Origin of the sequence: Propionivibrio sp., assembly GCF_029255185.1 — a bacterium.
Classification (GTDB): Bacteria; Pseudomonadota; Gammaproteobacteria; order Burkholderiales; family Rhodocyclaceae; genus Propionivibrio.
Genome location: NZ_JAPUVO010000097.1, coordinates 14,845 through 29,451 on the forward strand (window position 1 = coordinate 14,845; position 14,607 = coordinate 29,451).

Below are 14,607 nucleotides of genomic sequence, written 5' to 3' on the forward strand. Positions count from 1 at the left end.
CCCGGAACGTGGTAAAGGCCCGTTTACGCACCTGCGCTTTGGCTATAATCATCGGGCTGACCGCTGATATGTTTGAAACTCTCGGAGAAGATAAACCATGGAAAGACGCTCCTTTTTGAAGCAAACCAGTGTTGGTCTTGCTGCCGGTGCCGTAGCCCTGCCCGCAATGGCGCAAAATGCCCCGACCATCAAGTGGCGGATGGCGTCGAGTTTCCCGAAGAATCTGGACACCCTGCACGGTTCTGCTGAATTTCTGGTCAAGCGAATTTCCGACATGAGTGGCGGCAAGTTTCAGATCCAGTTGTTCGCCGCCGGGGAGATCGTTCCTGGACCCGGCGTGCATGACGCGGTCAAGGACAATACCGTGGAAATGGGCTTTACCTGTTCGTACTACTATTTTGGCAAGGATCCGACCTACTGCATCGACACCGCCATACCGTTCGGCATGAACAGCCGCCAGACTGAAGCCTGGTACCGTCAAGGCAATGGCGCCAAGCTGATGGGCGAGTTCTTTGCCAAATCAAATATCGTTGCCTTCCCGAGCGGCAATACCGGTGTTCAGATGGGTGGCTGGTTCCGCAAGGAAATCAAGACCGTTGCTGATTTGAAGGGATTGAAAATGCGCATCCCTGGTCTTGCCGGTGCAGTGCTGAGCAAGATAGGCGTTGTGTCGCAGCAGATTTCAGGCGCTGACATCTACCCTTCGCTAGAAAAAGGCACGATCGATGCTGCCGAATGGGTAGGGCCTTACGATGACCAGAAAATGGGTTTCAACAAGGTCGCCAAGTTTTACTACTATCCGGGTTGGTGGGAAGGTGGTCCTCAGATTTCGACCTACATCAACGCCCAGAAATGGGCGGAACTGCCGAAGGAGTATCAGACTATCATTCAGGCCGCGTGCGCGGATACCAACACCGAAATGTGCGCCCGCTACGACGCCAAGAATCCGCTCGCGCTCAGGCAACTGCTCGCTTCCGGAACGCAGTTGCGGCCCTTCCCCAAGGAGGTCATGGAGATTTGCTACAAGGCGGCGATGGACTACTATGCTGAAACATCGGCAAAGAACCCAGAATTCAAGAAGGTCTACGACGACTACAAGAAGTTTACGAACGAGCAGAACTCCTGGTTCCGCGTTGCAGAGGGGTCCTACTCAAATTTCATGTTCAGCCGCAAGAGCTAGGCAGATTTTCAGTGCCCGGCTCACTTTACTTTGCCGGGGCCTCCTCGGACTGTTGTGAACCGGCGCCGAACTGGAGATCGGTATTGTCAAAATCGTAGGCGGGAATCTCGATCTCTATCGAGTTGGCATCGCCGCCGTTGCCCCTGTCAAGCCCGAAGGTGACCATCTGCGGGAACAGAATGATCAGGCCGACCATGATGATCTGGATGCAGACGAAGGGGATGGCGCCTAAGTAAATGTCGCTGGTCTTGACCGAAGCCGGCGCCACCGAGCGCAGAAAGAAGAGCGCGAAGCCGAAGGGCGGGTGCAGGAACGAAGTCTGCATATTGACCCCGAGCAGTACGCCGAACCAAATCAGGTCGATCCCGAGCTTCTCGGCGACCGGCCCGAGCAGCGGCACGACGATGAACGAAAGTTCAAAGTAATCAAGAAAAAACGCCAGCACAAAAACCAGAAGGTTGACGACGATCAGAAAGCCGATTTGCCCACCGGGCAGGTTGCTTAGCAGATGCTCGACCCAGAGGTGGCCATTGACGCCGTAAAAAGTGAGTGAGAAAACGCGCGCGCCGATCAGGATGAAGAGGACAAAGGTCGTCAGTTTTGCCGTTTTCTCCATGGCCTGCACGAGCAAGGTCCGGTTCATTCGCTTGCGCGCAATGGCCATCAGCAGCGCGCCGGTGGCGCCCATGGCGCCGCCTTCGGTAGGTGTTGCGATACCCAGAAAAATCGTTCCGAGCACGAGAAAAATCAGGAAGAGCGGCGGCACCAGCGTGGTTAATACGCGCAATGCCAACTTTCCGCCACGCAGGGTGCGCGCTGCCGGCGGCAGTGCCGGCACCCACTCGGGTTTGAAGAAGGAGATCAGGAGCACATAGCCGACGTAAAGACTGGTCAGCACCAGGCCGGGAACGAGGGCGCCGGCATACATGTCGCCCACCGACTTGCCGAGTTGGTCGGCCATGACAATCAGCACCAGCGAGGGCGGAATGATCTGTGCCAGCGTGCCGGATGCGGCGATAACGCCGGTCGCGAGCCGCTTGTCGTAAGCGTAGCGCAGCATGATCGGCAGCGAGATGAGTCCCATCGAGATGACCGAGGCGGCAACCACACCGGTGGTTGCGGCGAGCAGCGCACCGACAAAAATCACGGCGTAAGCCAGACCGCCGCGAATCGGCCCGAACAATTGCCCAACCGTGTCGAGCAGGTCTTCGGCCATTCCCGAGCGTTCGAGGATCAGGCCCATGAAGGTGAAGAAGGGAACCGCCAGCAAGGTTTCATTGGCCATGACGCCGTAGATTCGATCCGGCAACGCCTGAAACAGTTGCGGGCCGAGCAGACCGAGTTCAATGCCGACCAGCCCGAAAAAAATGCCATTGGCAGCCAGTGCGAAAGCGACGGGAAAGCCGACGAGCAGGAAAACCACCATCGAAGCGAAGATGATCGGCGCCATGTTGGCGATGAGAAATTCGGCCATCAGGATTGATCTTTCAGAGCTTCGATGGCGAGGGCAAGTTCTTCCTCAGGCGTCAGCGCATTGCGCCTGGCGGTCGGATCGGGGCACAGCCCTTTGAGAAAACCAACCCGTTTGATCAACTCGGAGCAGGCCTGCAGGATAAGCAGGAAGAAACCGGCCGGAATCATCAAACGCGCGGGCCAGACAATCAGCCCCCCAGCGCTGTTCGACATTTCATTGGATTGCAGCGCGTGGACGAAGACAGGCCAGGACAGCGTCATGATGACGATAGCCATTGGCATCAGGAAAAAGAGAATGCCGAAAATATCGATCCAGATTTGACCGCGTTTCGACAACCGGTCAGAGATCAGATCGATGCGCACATGCTCATTACGCAACAGCGTGTACCCGGAGCAGGATAGAAAAATCATGCCGAACAGATACCACTGAATCTCAAGAAAAGCGTTCGAACTATAGTCGATGGTGTAGCGCATGACGGCATTGCCGGTGCTGATCAACACGACGATCAGGACCAGCCACAGCGCAAGCTTGCCGACGCCTTCGGTCAAGGCATCGATGCGACGTGAGAGCTTGAGGAGGGCGTTCACGGGGAATCCTCGGGTATGGGCTAGAATCTGCGGGTGCGTTAAAAAACTGTTGGTCAAAGAGGCCTAAGCAGCAAGAGCCTCCCAAGCGTGGCGCTCTGTAATCAAGACCACCGCCGCTGTCGCGATGGTGATGCCATAGTGTTCCCGAATCTTCTCCCGCACCCCGCCGAAAGGCACATCAGCACCAAAATCAGTGATGGCCCACTGCAATCGCTGCGAGTCGCCCCGGCAGGAAATTTTTTCCGCACTCTGGAACGGTCGGCATAATTTACCGCTTTTTTTGGCATGGCAGGTCTGCTCTTGTACCCAAATTTTGCCGAACGTGCAGTTTCAGAGTAGCGTTTTTTAGACTGCCGCACATCGCCTGAGACGTTCTCGATATCGTCCAGTAGCCGTTCCATCCGCTCTTTCAACTCCGGGTGCTGCTTCAGTCGAACCGCCACGGACTCATCCTTGCCAACGCCATTCTTTACTTCAATGTCCATCTTCGTCACCCAGGTAAAATTCATCTGCCGGCTTTTTAGGCACTTTTCGTGCCTCGCATTGATTGCCGCTCCGCTTTCCAGTGGTCGGCAACAACCACCAACAGTTTTAAACGCACCCTCGGCGAGGGAGTGGTTTGACTTACTGCCCCCCTACACCACCATAAAATTCAAACGATCAGCCCAATCCACAGATTGTGGCTTTTTGCGTTCTCGTGTTCGTATAGCCACTTTGTGACCGTCACGTCGAAGTCCGGAGAAGCCACGGCTATTCCAAACCGCTCAAGGTTGGGCCAAGTAAGCGCCTGCCCATCATTACAAACTATTCCGACCAATTAAAGTCGAAAATAATGTTGGCCCGCGTACGAGAGCGGCTGTATTCAGAGGAGCTGAACGTTTTGTTTGGACTTCCATGCTCGCCGCGCTTCATTCGGGAGCGCTGTGAAGGCTGCTGCTCGGCCAATCCGACCGTTGGCGGTAGCTCGACCGCGGGGCCGGTGGCGGACGGTTTGCTGCCGATGGCTGGTTGGATCTCCTGAATAGCCGCTTACATCAACGGCCGGAGACGGCACCCGACCCACAACTGCCTGATGACATATGCAATAAAAATATCGGTTTTGCGATCACCAAACCGCCGATCGAGACTGAACACTAGCGGTCTCACGCGTCAACCGGTGCTACTACGGCGAATCCGACTTGGCTAAAACGGCTTCCGCTTTACTAATGAACATCGTCGGGGCAGCCGTACTCAACGTCACTCTTAGCAGTTCTGTGGATTCAACCCTCATTAAACTGGGGGCCAAACCCATGGAGAAGGCCCGATCTATTCGTGTTTATTGTCATGCCTAGCGAGGCTTAGCCGGACTAAATCAGGTATACCTTCCACGCCTAGTTTTGCCATCATCCGGGCTTTGTGCACTTCTACGGTACGAGCACTTATGCCAAGCGCCTCGGCGATTTCTTTGTTGTGCCGCCCGATGACGACCAGTTCCATCACCTCCCTCTCGCGATGAGTTAGCTTAGCCAACAATAAAACTGACTCGGTATTTTGATCTTCTGTGTTTTTGGCCACTGCTTGGCGACTGAAAGCCTCCTCAATCGCACTCATCAACTTGGAGTGATCGATTGGTTTCTCCAAAAAATCCACAGCATGGGCACGGAAAGCCTCACGCGCAGACTCCACGTTGCCGTGTCCAGTCATTACGATAGCCGGCATTTTGCAGCCTACCTCGAGTAAACGCCTCTGAAGCTTCAGGCCGTCCATTCCCGGCATGCGTATATCGACCAGCAAACAGCCCGTCCATGCTGACAGGTAAGCTTCGAGAAAACTTTCGGCGTCGGCAAACAGGGCAACAGGGTAGCCGCGCAAACCCAGCAGCAGTCCAAGGGAATCGCGGACTGATTGATCATCCTCAACGATAAAGACCGTATAACCTCTAGCGTGAGTCTGCATCGACAGCCTTCCCTTCGGTGGGCAGTATCAATTTGAATAATCCGTGGTCGGCCGTCTCGACGGAAAGATGCCCGCCATGGGCATCGACAATGGCGCGGCTGATCACCAAACCAAGACCGAGCCCGCTAGCTTTTGATGAGTGGAAGGCCTCAAACATCCGCGCGGCCGTCGCGCCGAAGATTCCGGGGCCGCTATCCTCGATGCGAACGCAGACACGACCGGCACCCTCCGGCTGCGCTGATACCCGAATGCGACGCCGGCCAGCCGGTTGATCTGCTACCGCATCGAAAGCGTTGGAAAGGAGATTACGCAAGACCACCTCCAGTTGCAGACGGTCTGCCAAGAGTGTGCATAGCGGCGGCGGATCAATGGTGATTTCGACGCCTTGTTTTTGTGCTTTGATCGCAAATGACCTAGTAGCCGACGGCAATAAATCGTCGAGGCCGACAGATTCGAGTTGGGTGGCACCAGTGCGAAAGAAATCGCGCAGACGCCGCACCACGTCCGCGGCACGGAAGGATTCTGCAACCATGCGATGGATCGTCTGGCGCAGTTGCTCGCCGGTTTCGCCTTGATTTAGTAATTCCTCGCAGGCCATTCCGTAAGCGGACAGCGCGGTGAGGGGTTGATTCAGTTCATGGGCCAAAGCACCGGCCATTTCGCCGGCCGCCGCCAGCCGGAGTGTTTGGCGAAGTTCCACGCTCACTCGCTGTTTTTCATCGACTACAATACCGATGAAGAAACCAAGCAAGGCGAGAACGGCCGCCAATGCCTGAATTTCAAGTACGGTGATGGCCGCAAATCCCAGGAACTGTACAGCGCCAATGATTCCAATTTGGACGATGGCGGCGCTGATCACGGCCCCAGCTAGCCCTTGCCTTGCGGCCGCCCAGACGACAGGCAGGAACAGTACATAGAAATATTTGAAGTCGGCGGCAGCACCGATACCAAAGGCAATCCACAATGCAAGCGCTGTTGTCAGCAAGTACCCCAGTGACTCCCAAGTGGCGACCATTGCTCTCAAATGAGCGCGTCCATCCTCCTCCAGCAGCATCCACAGGATGGGCATCGATACCAAGGCGCCCACGCAATCTCCAACCCAGTAGCGAATAAAGGCGTCCGCCACGTCGCCCACGGGAATGAATTTTCCGACTGATAGCATAGCGACGTAAATAACGCTGTTTACCAGTGTGCCGATGGTAACGATTCCCGCCCATTCGAGCAGCCCTCTTCGATCAGTGAAGATGCTTCGACTCGATAGACGATGGCGCAAGACCTCGGCGATGCTCCAATACCCGAACGTCAACAAAGCAGACAAACCGATTGACACAAGCAATGACAGCGGCAGATTTCGCACCCAGGCGTCAGCCAGGAAGATCGCCAGGGCGAGAGGAAGAGTCGCGTTCCGCCCAAAGCGGAGTAGAAAAAGCAGCCCCAACGCAGGCGCTGGATTCCACGGCGTAATATTTAGTCCATGGAGCGGGTGGATGTAACTTGCCCAGTCGAGAACGACATAGCCCAACAGCAAGGTCAGAACATCCCGCCACCCAGGGCGCAGAGTCGGCAACATCGGTGAAACCGTCTCGCTCTCGTTGATCGAGATGTCATTGTGCTTGGGCATATCCGATTTCGTAATTCGATAAAACACGTAAGGGAAACCCTCATTGTCCTCGAAGCGTGAGTCTGGCGTGCGATTTTTCGGCCATCTTGCACGCATTGCGAATAGAGATTCCCCTTACGCGTATTCCCCAATTTTCAAGCATTGAAGCGATGCCTAGGATGGTCACACACAACCGCCATGTCTGTAACTTCCATGGAATCACTTTCACCAACTTCGCACGAGATTGTTGCAGCGGTCATTTTTGCTATCGCTCTCTTGCACACGTTCTCGACAAAATTCTTTGCGCATCTCGCTCACAGCAATCCACGGCATGCGGGGCTGTGACATCTGTTGGCAGAAGTCGAAGTCGTATTCGGTTTCTGGGCTTTTGTCCTCGTTGCCACCCTGCTGGCTTTAGCAGGCAGCGAAGCCACTGTGCGATATCTTGAGGAAAGAAGCTTCACGGAACCCTTGTTCGTCTTCGTCATCATGGTTATTGCGGCCAGTCGGCCTATCTTGCAAGGTGTGCTGACGCTGGTACGGACTATGGCGCGCCTCATGCCGTTGCCTGCGCCCCAGGCTGTTTATTTTCTCTGCCTCTTCGTCGTCCCCCTATTGGGTTCGTTCATCACGGAACCTGCAGCAATGACCCTCGCTGCAATCATGTTGCGAGATGCCTATTTCTCGAGTCGTCTCAGTGCCAGATTGCAGTACGTGACGCTTGGCGTTCTGTTCGTCAACGTTTCGATCGGTGGAACACTCACCCATTTTGCGGCACCGCCGGTTCTTATGGTCGCGGCCAAGTGGCAATGGGACACGGCCTTCATGATTATGCATTTTGGCTGGAAAGCAGCGGCCGCCGTGATCGTCAATGCAGCTGTCGCAACGTGGTTCTTCCGAAATGAGCTGGCCGCCAAGGCTCAGCTAGAGATAAAGAATGGAAAAGGACAAGTCCCGCCGGTCGTGACCGCTGTGCATCTGTTCTTTTTGATCGACGTAGTGGTCTTTGCCCATCACCCCGTGGTTTTCATGGGGCTGTTCTTGTTCTTTCTGGGCTTCACCGAAGCCTACAAACGCCACCAAGATCGTCTCTTTCTGCGAGAAGGATTAATGGTCGCCTTTTTTCTGGCTGGGCTGGTGACTCTGGGGGGGCTCCAGCAATGGTGGCTCCAAGCGACTCTTTCCAGCGTGAACAGCACCGCACTGTACTACATCGCAACAGCGTTGACCGCCGTTACCGACAATGCGGCATTGACATATCTGGGTTCGCTTGTGCAGGGCGTGACGCCCGAGTTCAAGTACGCCCTCGTCGCCGGAGCGGTGACGGGCGGTGGCCTGACTGTTATCGCAAACGCCCCGAATCCGGCCGGCTTCTCCATTCTCAAAGGTTATTTCCACGACGATTCTATTAGCCCGTTATACCTTTTCCTGGCGGCTGTACCGCCAACCGGTGTGGCCATCTTTGCTTTTCAATGGCTATGAGTACCGAGTTCAACATCGCGAACGACAAGCGCCCGAAGAGAATGGCACTTCTCTGGGCTTACCCAGCATTGCGAAAGCTGCCATATGCAGAATGGGACGAGGTACTTAAGCAAGCGAAGAAAACCGAGTTCGACATGATCGAGCGGATTTGGACACTGGCTGGCTTGGCTGCAGTGACCTATCTGCTCCGCTTAGAGCCAGATCAAGCAGCGGATCTGTCACTCCCCATGCTGTATCTCTCTCAATTCGTCGTTGCAGTTCCACTCGTTATTTTAATCGTTGGGCCGGCCTACCTACGCTGCCTACGGCGGGGCCTGGATGGGGTAATCGAACACCGTCATCTTGCCGGTTGATTCACTCATAAGAGGAGACATCGTGCTAGCCAGAACTGAACACAACGTTGTTTCGAACCGTAAGGCATACGGAACTATTCATTCGCAACCCTTGAGTGGAGCGACCGCCATGAGCACGTCCGATCAAACCGAATCAAACGCCAAGTTACTGCGGCTATTGGTGCCAATAAATGCCAAAGAAGATTCACGGTGGGGCCTCCAATATGCTTTGCGCCGGCAGCGGAAAGGTAGTCGCCTCGAAGTAATTCTGCTCCATGTTGGCGAAACAATCACTCAGTGGCAGGTTCTACGCTTCCGTACGCAGCGGGAAATTGCGCAGTTTCAGGCCGAGCGTGCACAAGCATTCATCGAGGAAGCAAGTCAGTTCTTGACGGCAAACAACATCCCGTCTCGCGGTCTTTTCAAACAAGGGGAATTGGTCTTCTCGATCCTCGACACCGCGGAAGAACTTGCCTGTGACGAGATTATCCTGCCTGAATCCAGAACATGGATGTCGAGCTTATTTGCTTGCGATGTGGTCAGCACTGTATTGCATCAGCAGCGTGGCATTCCTGTTGTGCTGGTTAATGATGAGGGAAATATTCCCAAGATCGCTCGAACTTTACAGTAACGCGGTGAAATCCGATTCTGCCATTCCATCTGCGTGTTCGTCGGCCCAGGCGGAACTCGTCAGCAATGTGATGAGCAACCGGCCGTTCGCTATGGGTTATGCTCAACGACCTCAAAGACCGGAAATGGCCGGGAGTACGCACTGGCCATCCTACCAAAAGGCGGTCTTTTGCGAGGACTCCCGAAGCGATGAATGGCGGCCTGCGGCGACCGGAGTGAACTCGCCCATTCCGGCCAGAACCGGTCCTTGGCGTAATCACCCGAAAGCAGCCCTTCGAGCCACTTTTTGCTGCTTGGACCTACTCGCATACACTTTCAGTCCGATGCAAGCACGACGGTGCGCCCGAATTGCCGCCGATTACTTGATAAACCCGCGCGATTTCATGTTGTCACAGGCATTGGCACGCGGAGCCATCAAGTTGACGCCCTTATCCCTGGCGCGAGATTCCATGGTGCTGCGATGTTCGGCCTGCACGCGCTTGCACTGGTCATAGGTTCCGACTGCACGCATTTTCGTCTGGAAAGCCGTGCGCTCTTCGGCGGTCATCAACGCCCAGCCGCGGACGTTGCTTCGATCGAACATCATTTCTCGTCCGCCCCGCCCCATTCCTGGTCCCGGCCCGCCATTTTGCATACCGGGACCACCGCCCATGCCGCCACCCATCCCAGGGCCGCCTTGCGCCCCGACCGGGGCAGCGAGTGCTGCACCCAGGAAAGCCACGAGAGTGATGTTTCTAAAGGTCAGTGAGGTTTTCATGCTGGTCTCCTTGGTGATTGAACTTGCTCCGGACATCGACTGGCGTCTGTCCGTGCCCATATTTAAGCGCAGGCATGTAAGCAGCATGTTGCACAGCAGGACAAATTTGTAGTGCAGCATGGCAAAGTGGCTTTGCGTTACAGTGCGTTACATACGCAAGGCGTGAGCGGGGAAAAAGAGGGCCAAAATTCGGACATGCTTCGTGCTGGCAGCTTCCTTCTGGATTGACGCAAGAGCTCATGGACAAATCCGACTGCATTCTAATTGTTGATGACGACCCAGAAATCCGACGATTACTCGTCGACTATTTGGCGCGGAACGGTTTCGAGGCCATTGCTGCGCGCGATGGGCACGAGATGCGGCACGCGCTTGACCGGCACGCGGTCGATCTGATCGTTCTCGACCTGATGTTGCCCGATAGCGACGGACTTACGCTGTGCCGCGATCTGCGCGGTAACCCTAAATTCCCCAACATCCCGGTGCTAATGCTTACGGCACGCGGCGAGGAGACGGACCGTATTGTCGGTATCGAGATGGGCGCCGACGACTATCTTGTCAAGCCTTTCAATCCACGTGAGTTACTCGCTCGCATCAAGACGATTCTGCGTCGAACGCGTGCTTTGCCGCCCAATCTGCGTCCCGAGCCGGCGCGCTGCCTGTGCTTTGCCGGCTGGTGCCTCGATACTGCGGCGCGTTTGCTCACGTCGCCGGACGGTGTGGCAACGCCGCTGTCGGGCGGCGAATACCGTCTGCTCCGCATCCTTCTCGACCATCCGAACCGGGTGCTCAATCGCGACCAGATGACTGAACTGATCCAGGGCCGCGAGGCCGAGCCTTACGATCGTGCGATTGACGTCCAGATCAGCCGTTTGCGCCAACGGCTGCGCGATGATGGGCGCGAACCGGAACTCATCAAGACGGTGCGCGGCGAAGGCTATGTGCTGGCGGTGACCATCGAAGCGCGAAACTCATGCGCCTGAACTTAGGGGCATTCCCTTCGACTCTCTTTGCACGCATGGTGCTGATCCTGCTTGCCGGTCTGTTCGCCGCGCAAGGGGCCAGCCTCTGGTTGCAGTGGAACGAACGCGTAAGCGTCGTTGCGCAAGCACGCGGCCTGAACTTCCTCGACCGCATCGCCGACGCCGTTCGCGTGCTCGAGACGAGCGGCCCGGCACAGCGCAGCGACGCGCTGTCGACACTGCAGTCGCAAGGCCTGCGCGTCACCCTGGTCGCCGACGATCAGGCCTTGCCCAATTTGCCGCGCGGACAGATTCAGGCGATGCTCGGCGTTCGCCTCGGAAGCGAACGCGAAATTCGCTCCGAGTTTGGGGGCGGGGGGATGCAGCGAGGCAGGTCCGCCGGAATGCCGCAACACGGCAATCCGACGCGCATGCTCGACGTGCGCCTGCGTGACGGTCAATGGGTGAGGATTTCTGCGGCGTCCGAAGGGGGGGCTCCTGCTTTTTCCAATGATCTCGTCACCAACCTATTGATCACGATGCTCATCGTCATCGTCGTCGTCATGATCGCAGTCCGCCAGGCAACCCGGCCACTGAAAGACCTAGCAATTGCGGCCGATACACTCGGACGCGATCTTGACGCGGCGCCCCTTGACAACAAAGGTCCGACCGAGGTGCGCCGCACCGTGCAAGCCTTCAATCGCATGCAGGCGCGAATCAAACGACTCGTCGACGAGCGGTCACGGGCGCTGGCTGCTGTGTCTCACGATTTGCGAACGCCGCTAACCCGTCTACGCTTACGTGCCGAGCTCGTCGGCGATAACAGCCTGCGCGATCAGATGGCTGTTGACCTCGATTTAATGTCCGCGATGATCGATGCGACGCTCGATTACCTACGCGGGCTTCAAGATAACGAAGCCGTGCGCCCGATCGATATGAACGCGCTTCTGCAAAGCCTGGTCGATGATGCAGCAGTGCTCGGCAAGGCAATTAGCGTGGATGGCCTGGCGCAATGGCCCTATACCGGCCGTCTCTCCGCGCTGCGACGCGCGTTGCAGAATTTGATTGACAACGCCATCAAGTACGGCCGCAGCGCGCGCTTGCGGATTGAAGACAGCGCGATTGCGCTACGAATCATCGTCGATGACGAAGGCCCGGGAATCACACCGGAAGAACTCGTGCGCGTCACTGAGGCTTACTACCGGCCGGACGCATCGCGCAGCCGCGAGACGGGCGGCGTCGGCCTGGGCCTCTCGATCGTCAAGGACATCGCGTTGATGCACGGTGGCAAACTGCTGCTAACCAACCGACCCAAGGGCGGTCTCTCGGCAATCCTCGCACTGCCGCGGATTCCAAAAGCATAAGCATCCGGCGCTTCGCCATGCGCCGGGCGCAACGCACCTGCCTACGCCCAAGCCAGCACCCGTCACGCCTTGGCCGGACCTATTTCAGCGAACTCGGCAAAGGACGCGATCGCGTTGGCCGAGTACATCAACGATGGTCCGCCACCCATATAGATGGCCATTCCCAAAGCTTCTTCGACTTCGGCTTTCGTTGCGCCGAGTCTGGCCAATGCCTGTGTGTGAAATCCGATGCACGCGTCGCAATGGGCAGCAACGCCCAACGCGAGCGCAATGAGCTCCTTCGTTTTCTTGTCCAAGGCACCGGGCTGAGTTGCCGCCTTCGCCATATCGCTAAACCCCTTCATGACATCCGGGATATCGGCGCGCAAGGTGGCGAGATTCTTGGACACCGATTGAATCAGATCCTGATAGCTGGGTGCGGCGGTATTCATCGTTATTTCTCCGAATTAAGTCGTTACTTCCTCTTGCATGTGCTCATGCCGAACGGCAGGTAGGCCGGACAGCGGCCCAAAACGCCAGTCAGCAGCGGTACGACGCCGATCCATCCCCACTGCCCGATGGCGCCAGAAAGTGTCGCGCCAATCAGGCCAAGTCCGACAACGAAACGAAAAATTCGGTCTACGCTTCCCACGTTAGCTTTCATGATGAACTCCTTGGACCAGTGGATTACAAAACGATATACTATAATACATAGTATGTTCTAATATAATATTTTCAAGTATTTAATACTGAGACCCGAAGATGAGTAAAGCTCGAACACTCGATATCGAATCGATGCGCGCAGCCGCTGTACAGGCAACGAGCGCGTTGCGCACGCTGGCCAATCCGGATCGTCTGTTGCTTCTATGCCAGCTCACCCAGGGCGAAAAATCTGTCGGTGAACTCGCAGACTTGCTGGGTATCGTTCAACCGACACTTTCGCAGCAGCTAGGCGTACTGCGTCAAGAAGAAATGGTCGAAACTCGGCGTGTCGGCAAGCAAATCTACTATTCGGTGAAGGACCAAAAAGTCTTGACCATTCTTAATCAGCTTTATTCCCTCTACTGCGAAAACAACAGTGAACGTTGACTGGAATCACTTCACACCACTGGCCGCCTCGGCAGGCGGTGTGCTGATCGGTTTGGCCGCGGCGGTTTTCGCGCTATTCAACGGTCGCATCGCCGGAATCAGCGGAATCATCGGCGGTTTGTTTCGGGCACAGTCGGGTGATATCTCTTGGCGTAGTGCTTTCATCGTCGGTTTGCTGTCAGCGCCTTGGCTCTTTCAGACGATGGCCCCATTGCCAGACATAAGCATCGATACCGGACCCGGGACGCTGGTCATCGCCGGCCTCCTAGTCGGTCTCGGCACGCGCTACGGCGCTGGATGTACCAGCGGTCACGGTGTCTGCGGTATTTCGCGACTTTCACCGCGTTCTCTGGTCGCAACAGCGAGCTTCATGTTGTCCGGTTTTGTCACTGTCTTCGTCGTTCGCCACCTTCTTGTTTGAAGAACAGCCATGACGATTGCCCTCTCTTTACTAAGCGGCCTGACCTTCGGATTTGGCCTGATCATCTCGGGCATGACGAATCCGACGAAGGTGCTGAACTTTCTCGATCTTGCCGGGACTTGGGATCCTTCGCTGGCGCTAGTGATGGGCGGCGCGATTGCGATCGGTTTCGTTGCCTTTTCCGCGGCCGGGAAACGTCAAAGATCATTCCTCGACTTGCCCATGCAGATGCCGACGGTGCGACAAATTGACCGACGTCTGATCGGTGGCAGCCTGACCTTCGGCGTCGGCTGGGGGCTGGCCGGGATTTGTCCGGGGCCGGCTCTTGTCCTCGCCGGCGCCGGCATTCCTCAAGGACTGCTCTTCGTCGGGGCGATGCTTGTCGGAATGAAGATCTTCGAATTTATTGAAGACCGATGAAGTGCCAAAGGGATGCCCCGATGTGCCATCAATGCGTTGATTCCCGTGCCTAAGGAGCGGTTGAAGTCAAAGGCGGCCGAGGAACGAAGCAGCAAACCTTTCCGTCGTCATCAAACTTCACCTGGCACAAGATTGCAAGCTGTGCGCGCCAGACGACGGCGCGCACAAGTCATTGGGTAATAGCACGCCACCATCCTCAAGGCGCTCCGCATACAGACACATATCTCCTCCGACAGTTTCGTCGCGCGTACCAAACAGCCCAGGGCAATTGCATCAAAATGCGAATGCCATTGTCGTCGACCCACAGAAATAATCGTTTACGCTCAATGAGTTACAGAGGGGCTGTTCACAGCGTTTGGAATTGTGTAGTTTTCTGTCTTTTTGGGGTGACTCATGGA

At 56.1% G+C, this 14,607-nt stretch carries 16 protein-coding genes and 1 pseudogene; 9 read left to right on the plus strand and 8 right to left on the minus strand.

From position 1 onward, the window contains the following. Positions 1-97: 97 nt before the first annotated feature. Complete coding sequence (locus tag Q1J43_RS07915) at positions 98-1,180, plus strand: TRAP transporter substrate-binding protein (RefSeq protein ID WP_301101912.1); 1,083 nt, start codon at positions 98-100, stop codon at positions 1,178-1,180. 25 nt (positions 1,181-1,205) lie between these two features. On the opposite strand, the gene Q1J43_RS07920 is transcribed toward Q1J43_RS07915, so the two are convergent. The 5 genes from Q1J43_RS07920 to Q1J43_RS07940 all read right to left on the minus strand — a co-directional run bounded on the left by Q1J43_RS07920 (position 1,206) and on the right by Q1J43_RS07940 (position 6,797). Beyond that, positions 1,206-2,654: a TRAP transporter large permease subunit gene (locus tag Q1J43_RS07920; protein ID WP_301101913.1), complete on the minus strand. Its 1,449-nt coding sequence runs from the start codon at positions 2,652-2,654 to the stop codon at positions 1,206-1,208. Then, the gene (locus Q1J43_RS07925) at positions 2,654-3,241 is read right to left on the minus strand and encodes a TRAP transporter small permease subunit (protein ID WP_301101914.1); all 588 of its coding nucleotides are present in this window, start codon (positions 3,239-3,241) and stop codon (positions 2,654-2,656) included. The genes Q1J43_RS07920 and Q1J43_RS07925 overlap by 1 nt, the downstream gene beginning before the upstream one ends. 101 nt (positions 3,242-3,342) lie before the next feature. Next, on the minus strand, positions 3,343-3,750 hold the full coding sequence (locus tag Q1J43_RS07930; RefSeq protein WP_301101915.1) for a hypothetical protein: 408 nt from the start codon (positions 3,748-3,750) through the stop codon (positions 3,343-3,345). 796 nt (positions 3,751-4,546) lie between these two features. Further along, entirely contained in the window at positions 4,547-5,176 is a 630-nt protein-coding gene (locus Q1J43_RS07935; RefSeq protein WP_301101916.1) for a response regulator, read from the minus strand. Beyond that, a complete protein-coding gene (locus tag Q1J43_RS07940; RefSeq protein ID WP_301101918.1) occupies positions 5,160-6,797 on the minus strand; it encodes an ATP-binding protein in 1,638 nt (545 codons plus the stop codon). Before Q1J43_RS07940 ends, Q1J43_RS07935 begins: the two co-directional genes overlap by 17 nt. Before the next feature lie 192 nt (positions 6,798-6,989). On the opposite strand from Q1J43_RS07940, the pseudogene Q1J43_RS07945 reads away from it, so the two are divergent. The 3 genes and pseudogenes from Q1J43_RS07945 to Q1J43_RS07955 all read left to right on the plus strand — a co-directional run bounded on the left by Q1J43_RS07945 (position 6,990) and on the right by Q1J43_RS07955 (position 9,221). Next, positions 6,990-8,258, plus strand: a pseudogene (locus Q1J43_RS07945) (putative Na+/H+ antiporter). Further along, positions 8,249-8,611 (plus strand): hypothetical protein, encoded by a 363-nt coding sequence (locus Q1J43_RS07950; RefSeq protein ID WP_301101919.1) that lies wholly within the window; start codon positions 8,249-8,251, stop codon positions 8,609-8,611. The pseudogene Q1J43_RS07945 and the gene Q1J43_RS07950 overlap by 10 nt, the downstream one beginning before the upstream one ends. A gap of 109 nt (positions 8,612-8,720) precedes the next feature. Continuing rightward, positions 8,721-9,221, plus strand: coding sequence for a universal stress protein (locus Q1J43_RS07955; RefSeq protein ID WP_301101920.1), 501 nt, complete (start codon positions 8,721-8,723; stop codon positions 9,219-9,221). Positions 9,222-9,578: 357 nt separating this feature from the next. Here Q1J43_RS07955 and Q1J43_RS07960 read toward each other — a convergent pair whose 3' ends face one another. Next, entirely contained in the window at positions 9,579-9,977 is a 399-nt protein-coding gene (locus tag Q1J43_RS07960; RefSeq protein ID WP_301101921.1) for a hypothetical protein, read from the minus strand. Between the two features lie 239 nt (positions 9,978-10,216). Here Q1J43_RS07960 and Q1J43_RS07965 point away from each other — a divergent pair, with 239 nt between their 5' ends. Together Q1J43_RS07965 and Q1J43_RS07970 are read left to right on the plus strand one after the other, a co-directional pair. Continuing rightward, positions 10,217-10,957: a response regulator gene (locus Q1J43_RS07965; protein ID WP_301101922.1), complete on the plus strand. Its 741-nt coding sequence runs from the start codon at positions 10,217-10,219 to the stop codon at positions 10,955-10,957. Next, positions 10,948-12,300, plus strand: a complete 1,353-nt coding sequence (locus Q1J43_RS07970; RefSeq protein ID WP_301101923.1) for an ATP-binding protein — start codon at positions 10,948-10,950, stop codon at positions 12,298-12,300. Before Q1J43_RS07965 ends, Q1J43_RS07970 begins: the two co-directional genes overlap by 10 nt. A gap of 62 nt (positions 12,301-12,362) precedes the next feature. Here Q1J43_RS07970 and Q1J43_RS07975 read toward each other — a convergent pair whose 3' ends face one another. Continuing rightward, positions 12,363-12,731: a carboxymuconolactone decarboxylase family protein gene (locus Q1J43_RS07975; RefSeq protein ID WP_301101924.1), complete on the minus strand. Its 369-nt coding sequence runs from the start codon at positions 12,729-12,731 to the stop codon at positions 12,363-12,365. Positions 12,732-12,754: 23 nt separating this feature from the next. Then, positions 12,755-12,943, minus strand: coding sequence for a DUF2892 domain-containing protein (locus tag Q1J43_RS07980; protein WP_301101925.1), 189 nt, complete (start codon positions 12,941-12,943; stop codon positions 12,755-12,757). Between the two features lie 98 nt (positions 12,944-13,041). Here Q1J43_RS07980 and Q1J43_RS07985 point away from each other — a divergent pair, with 98 nt between their 5' ends. The 3 genes from Q1J43_RS07985 to Q1J43_RS07995 are packed head-to-tail and all read left to right on the plus strand — an operon-like array spanning position 13,042 to position 14,209. Beyond that, entirely contained in the window at positions 13,042-13,368 is a 327-nt protein-coding gene (locus Q1J43_RS07985) for a metalloregulator ArsR/SmtB family transcription factor (RefSeq protein ID WP_301101926.1), read from the plus strand. Continuing rightward, positions 13,358-13,789 (plus strand): YeeE/YedE family protein, encoded by a 432-nt coding sequence (locus Q1J43_RS07990; protein WP_301101927.1) that lies wholly within the window; start codon positions 13,358-13,360, stop codon positions 13,787-13,789. Before Q1J43_RS07985 ends, Q1J43_RS07990 begins: the two co-directional genes overlap by 11 nt. Positions 13,790-13,798: 9 nt before the next feature. Beyond that, a complete protein-coding gene (locus Q1J43_RS07995; RefSeq protein WP_301101929.1) occupies positions 13,799-14,209 on the plus strand; it encodes a DUF6691 family protein in 411 nt (136 codons plus the stop codon). Positions 14,210-14,607: the final 398 nt, after the last annotated feature.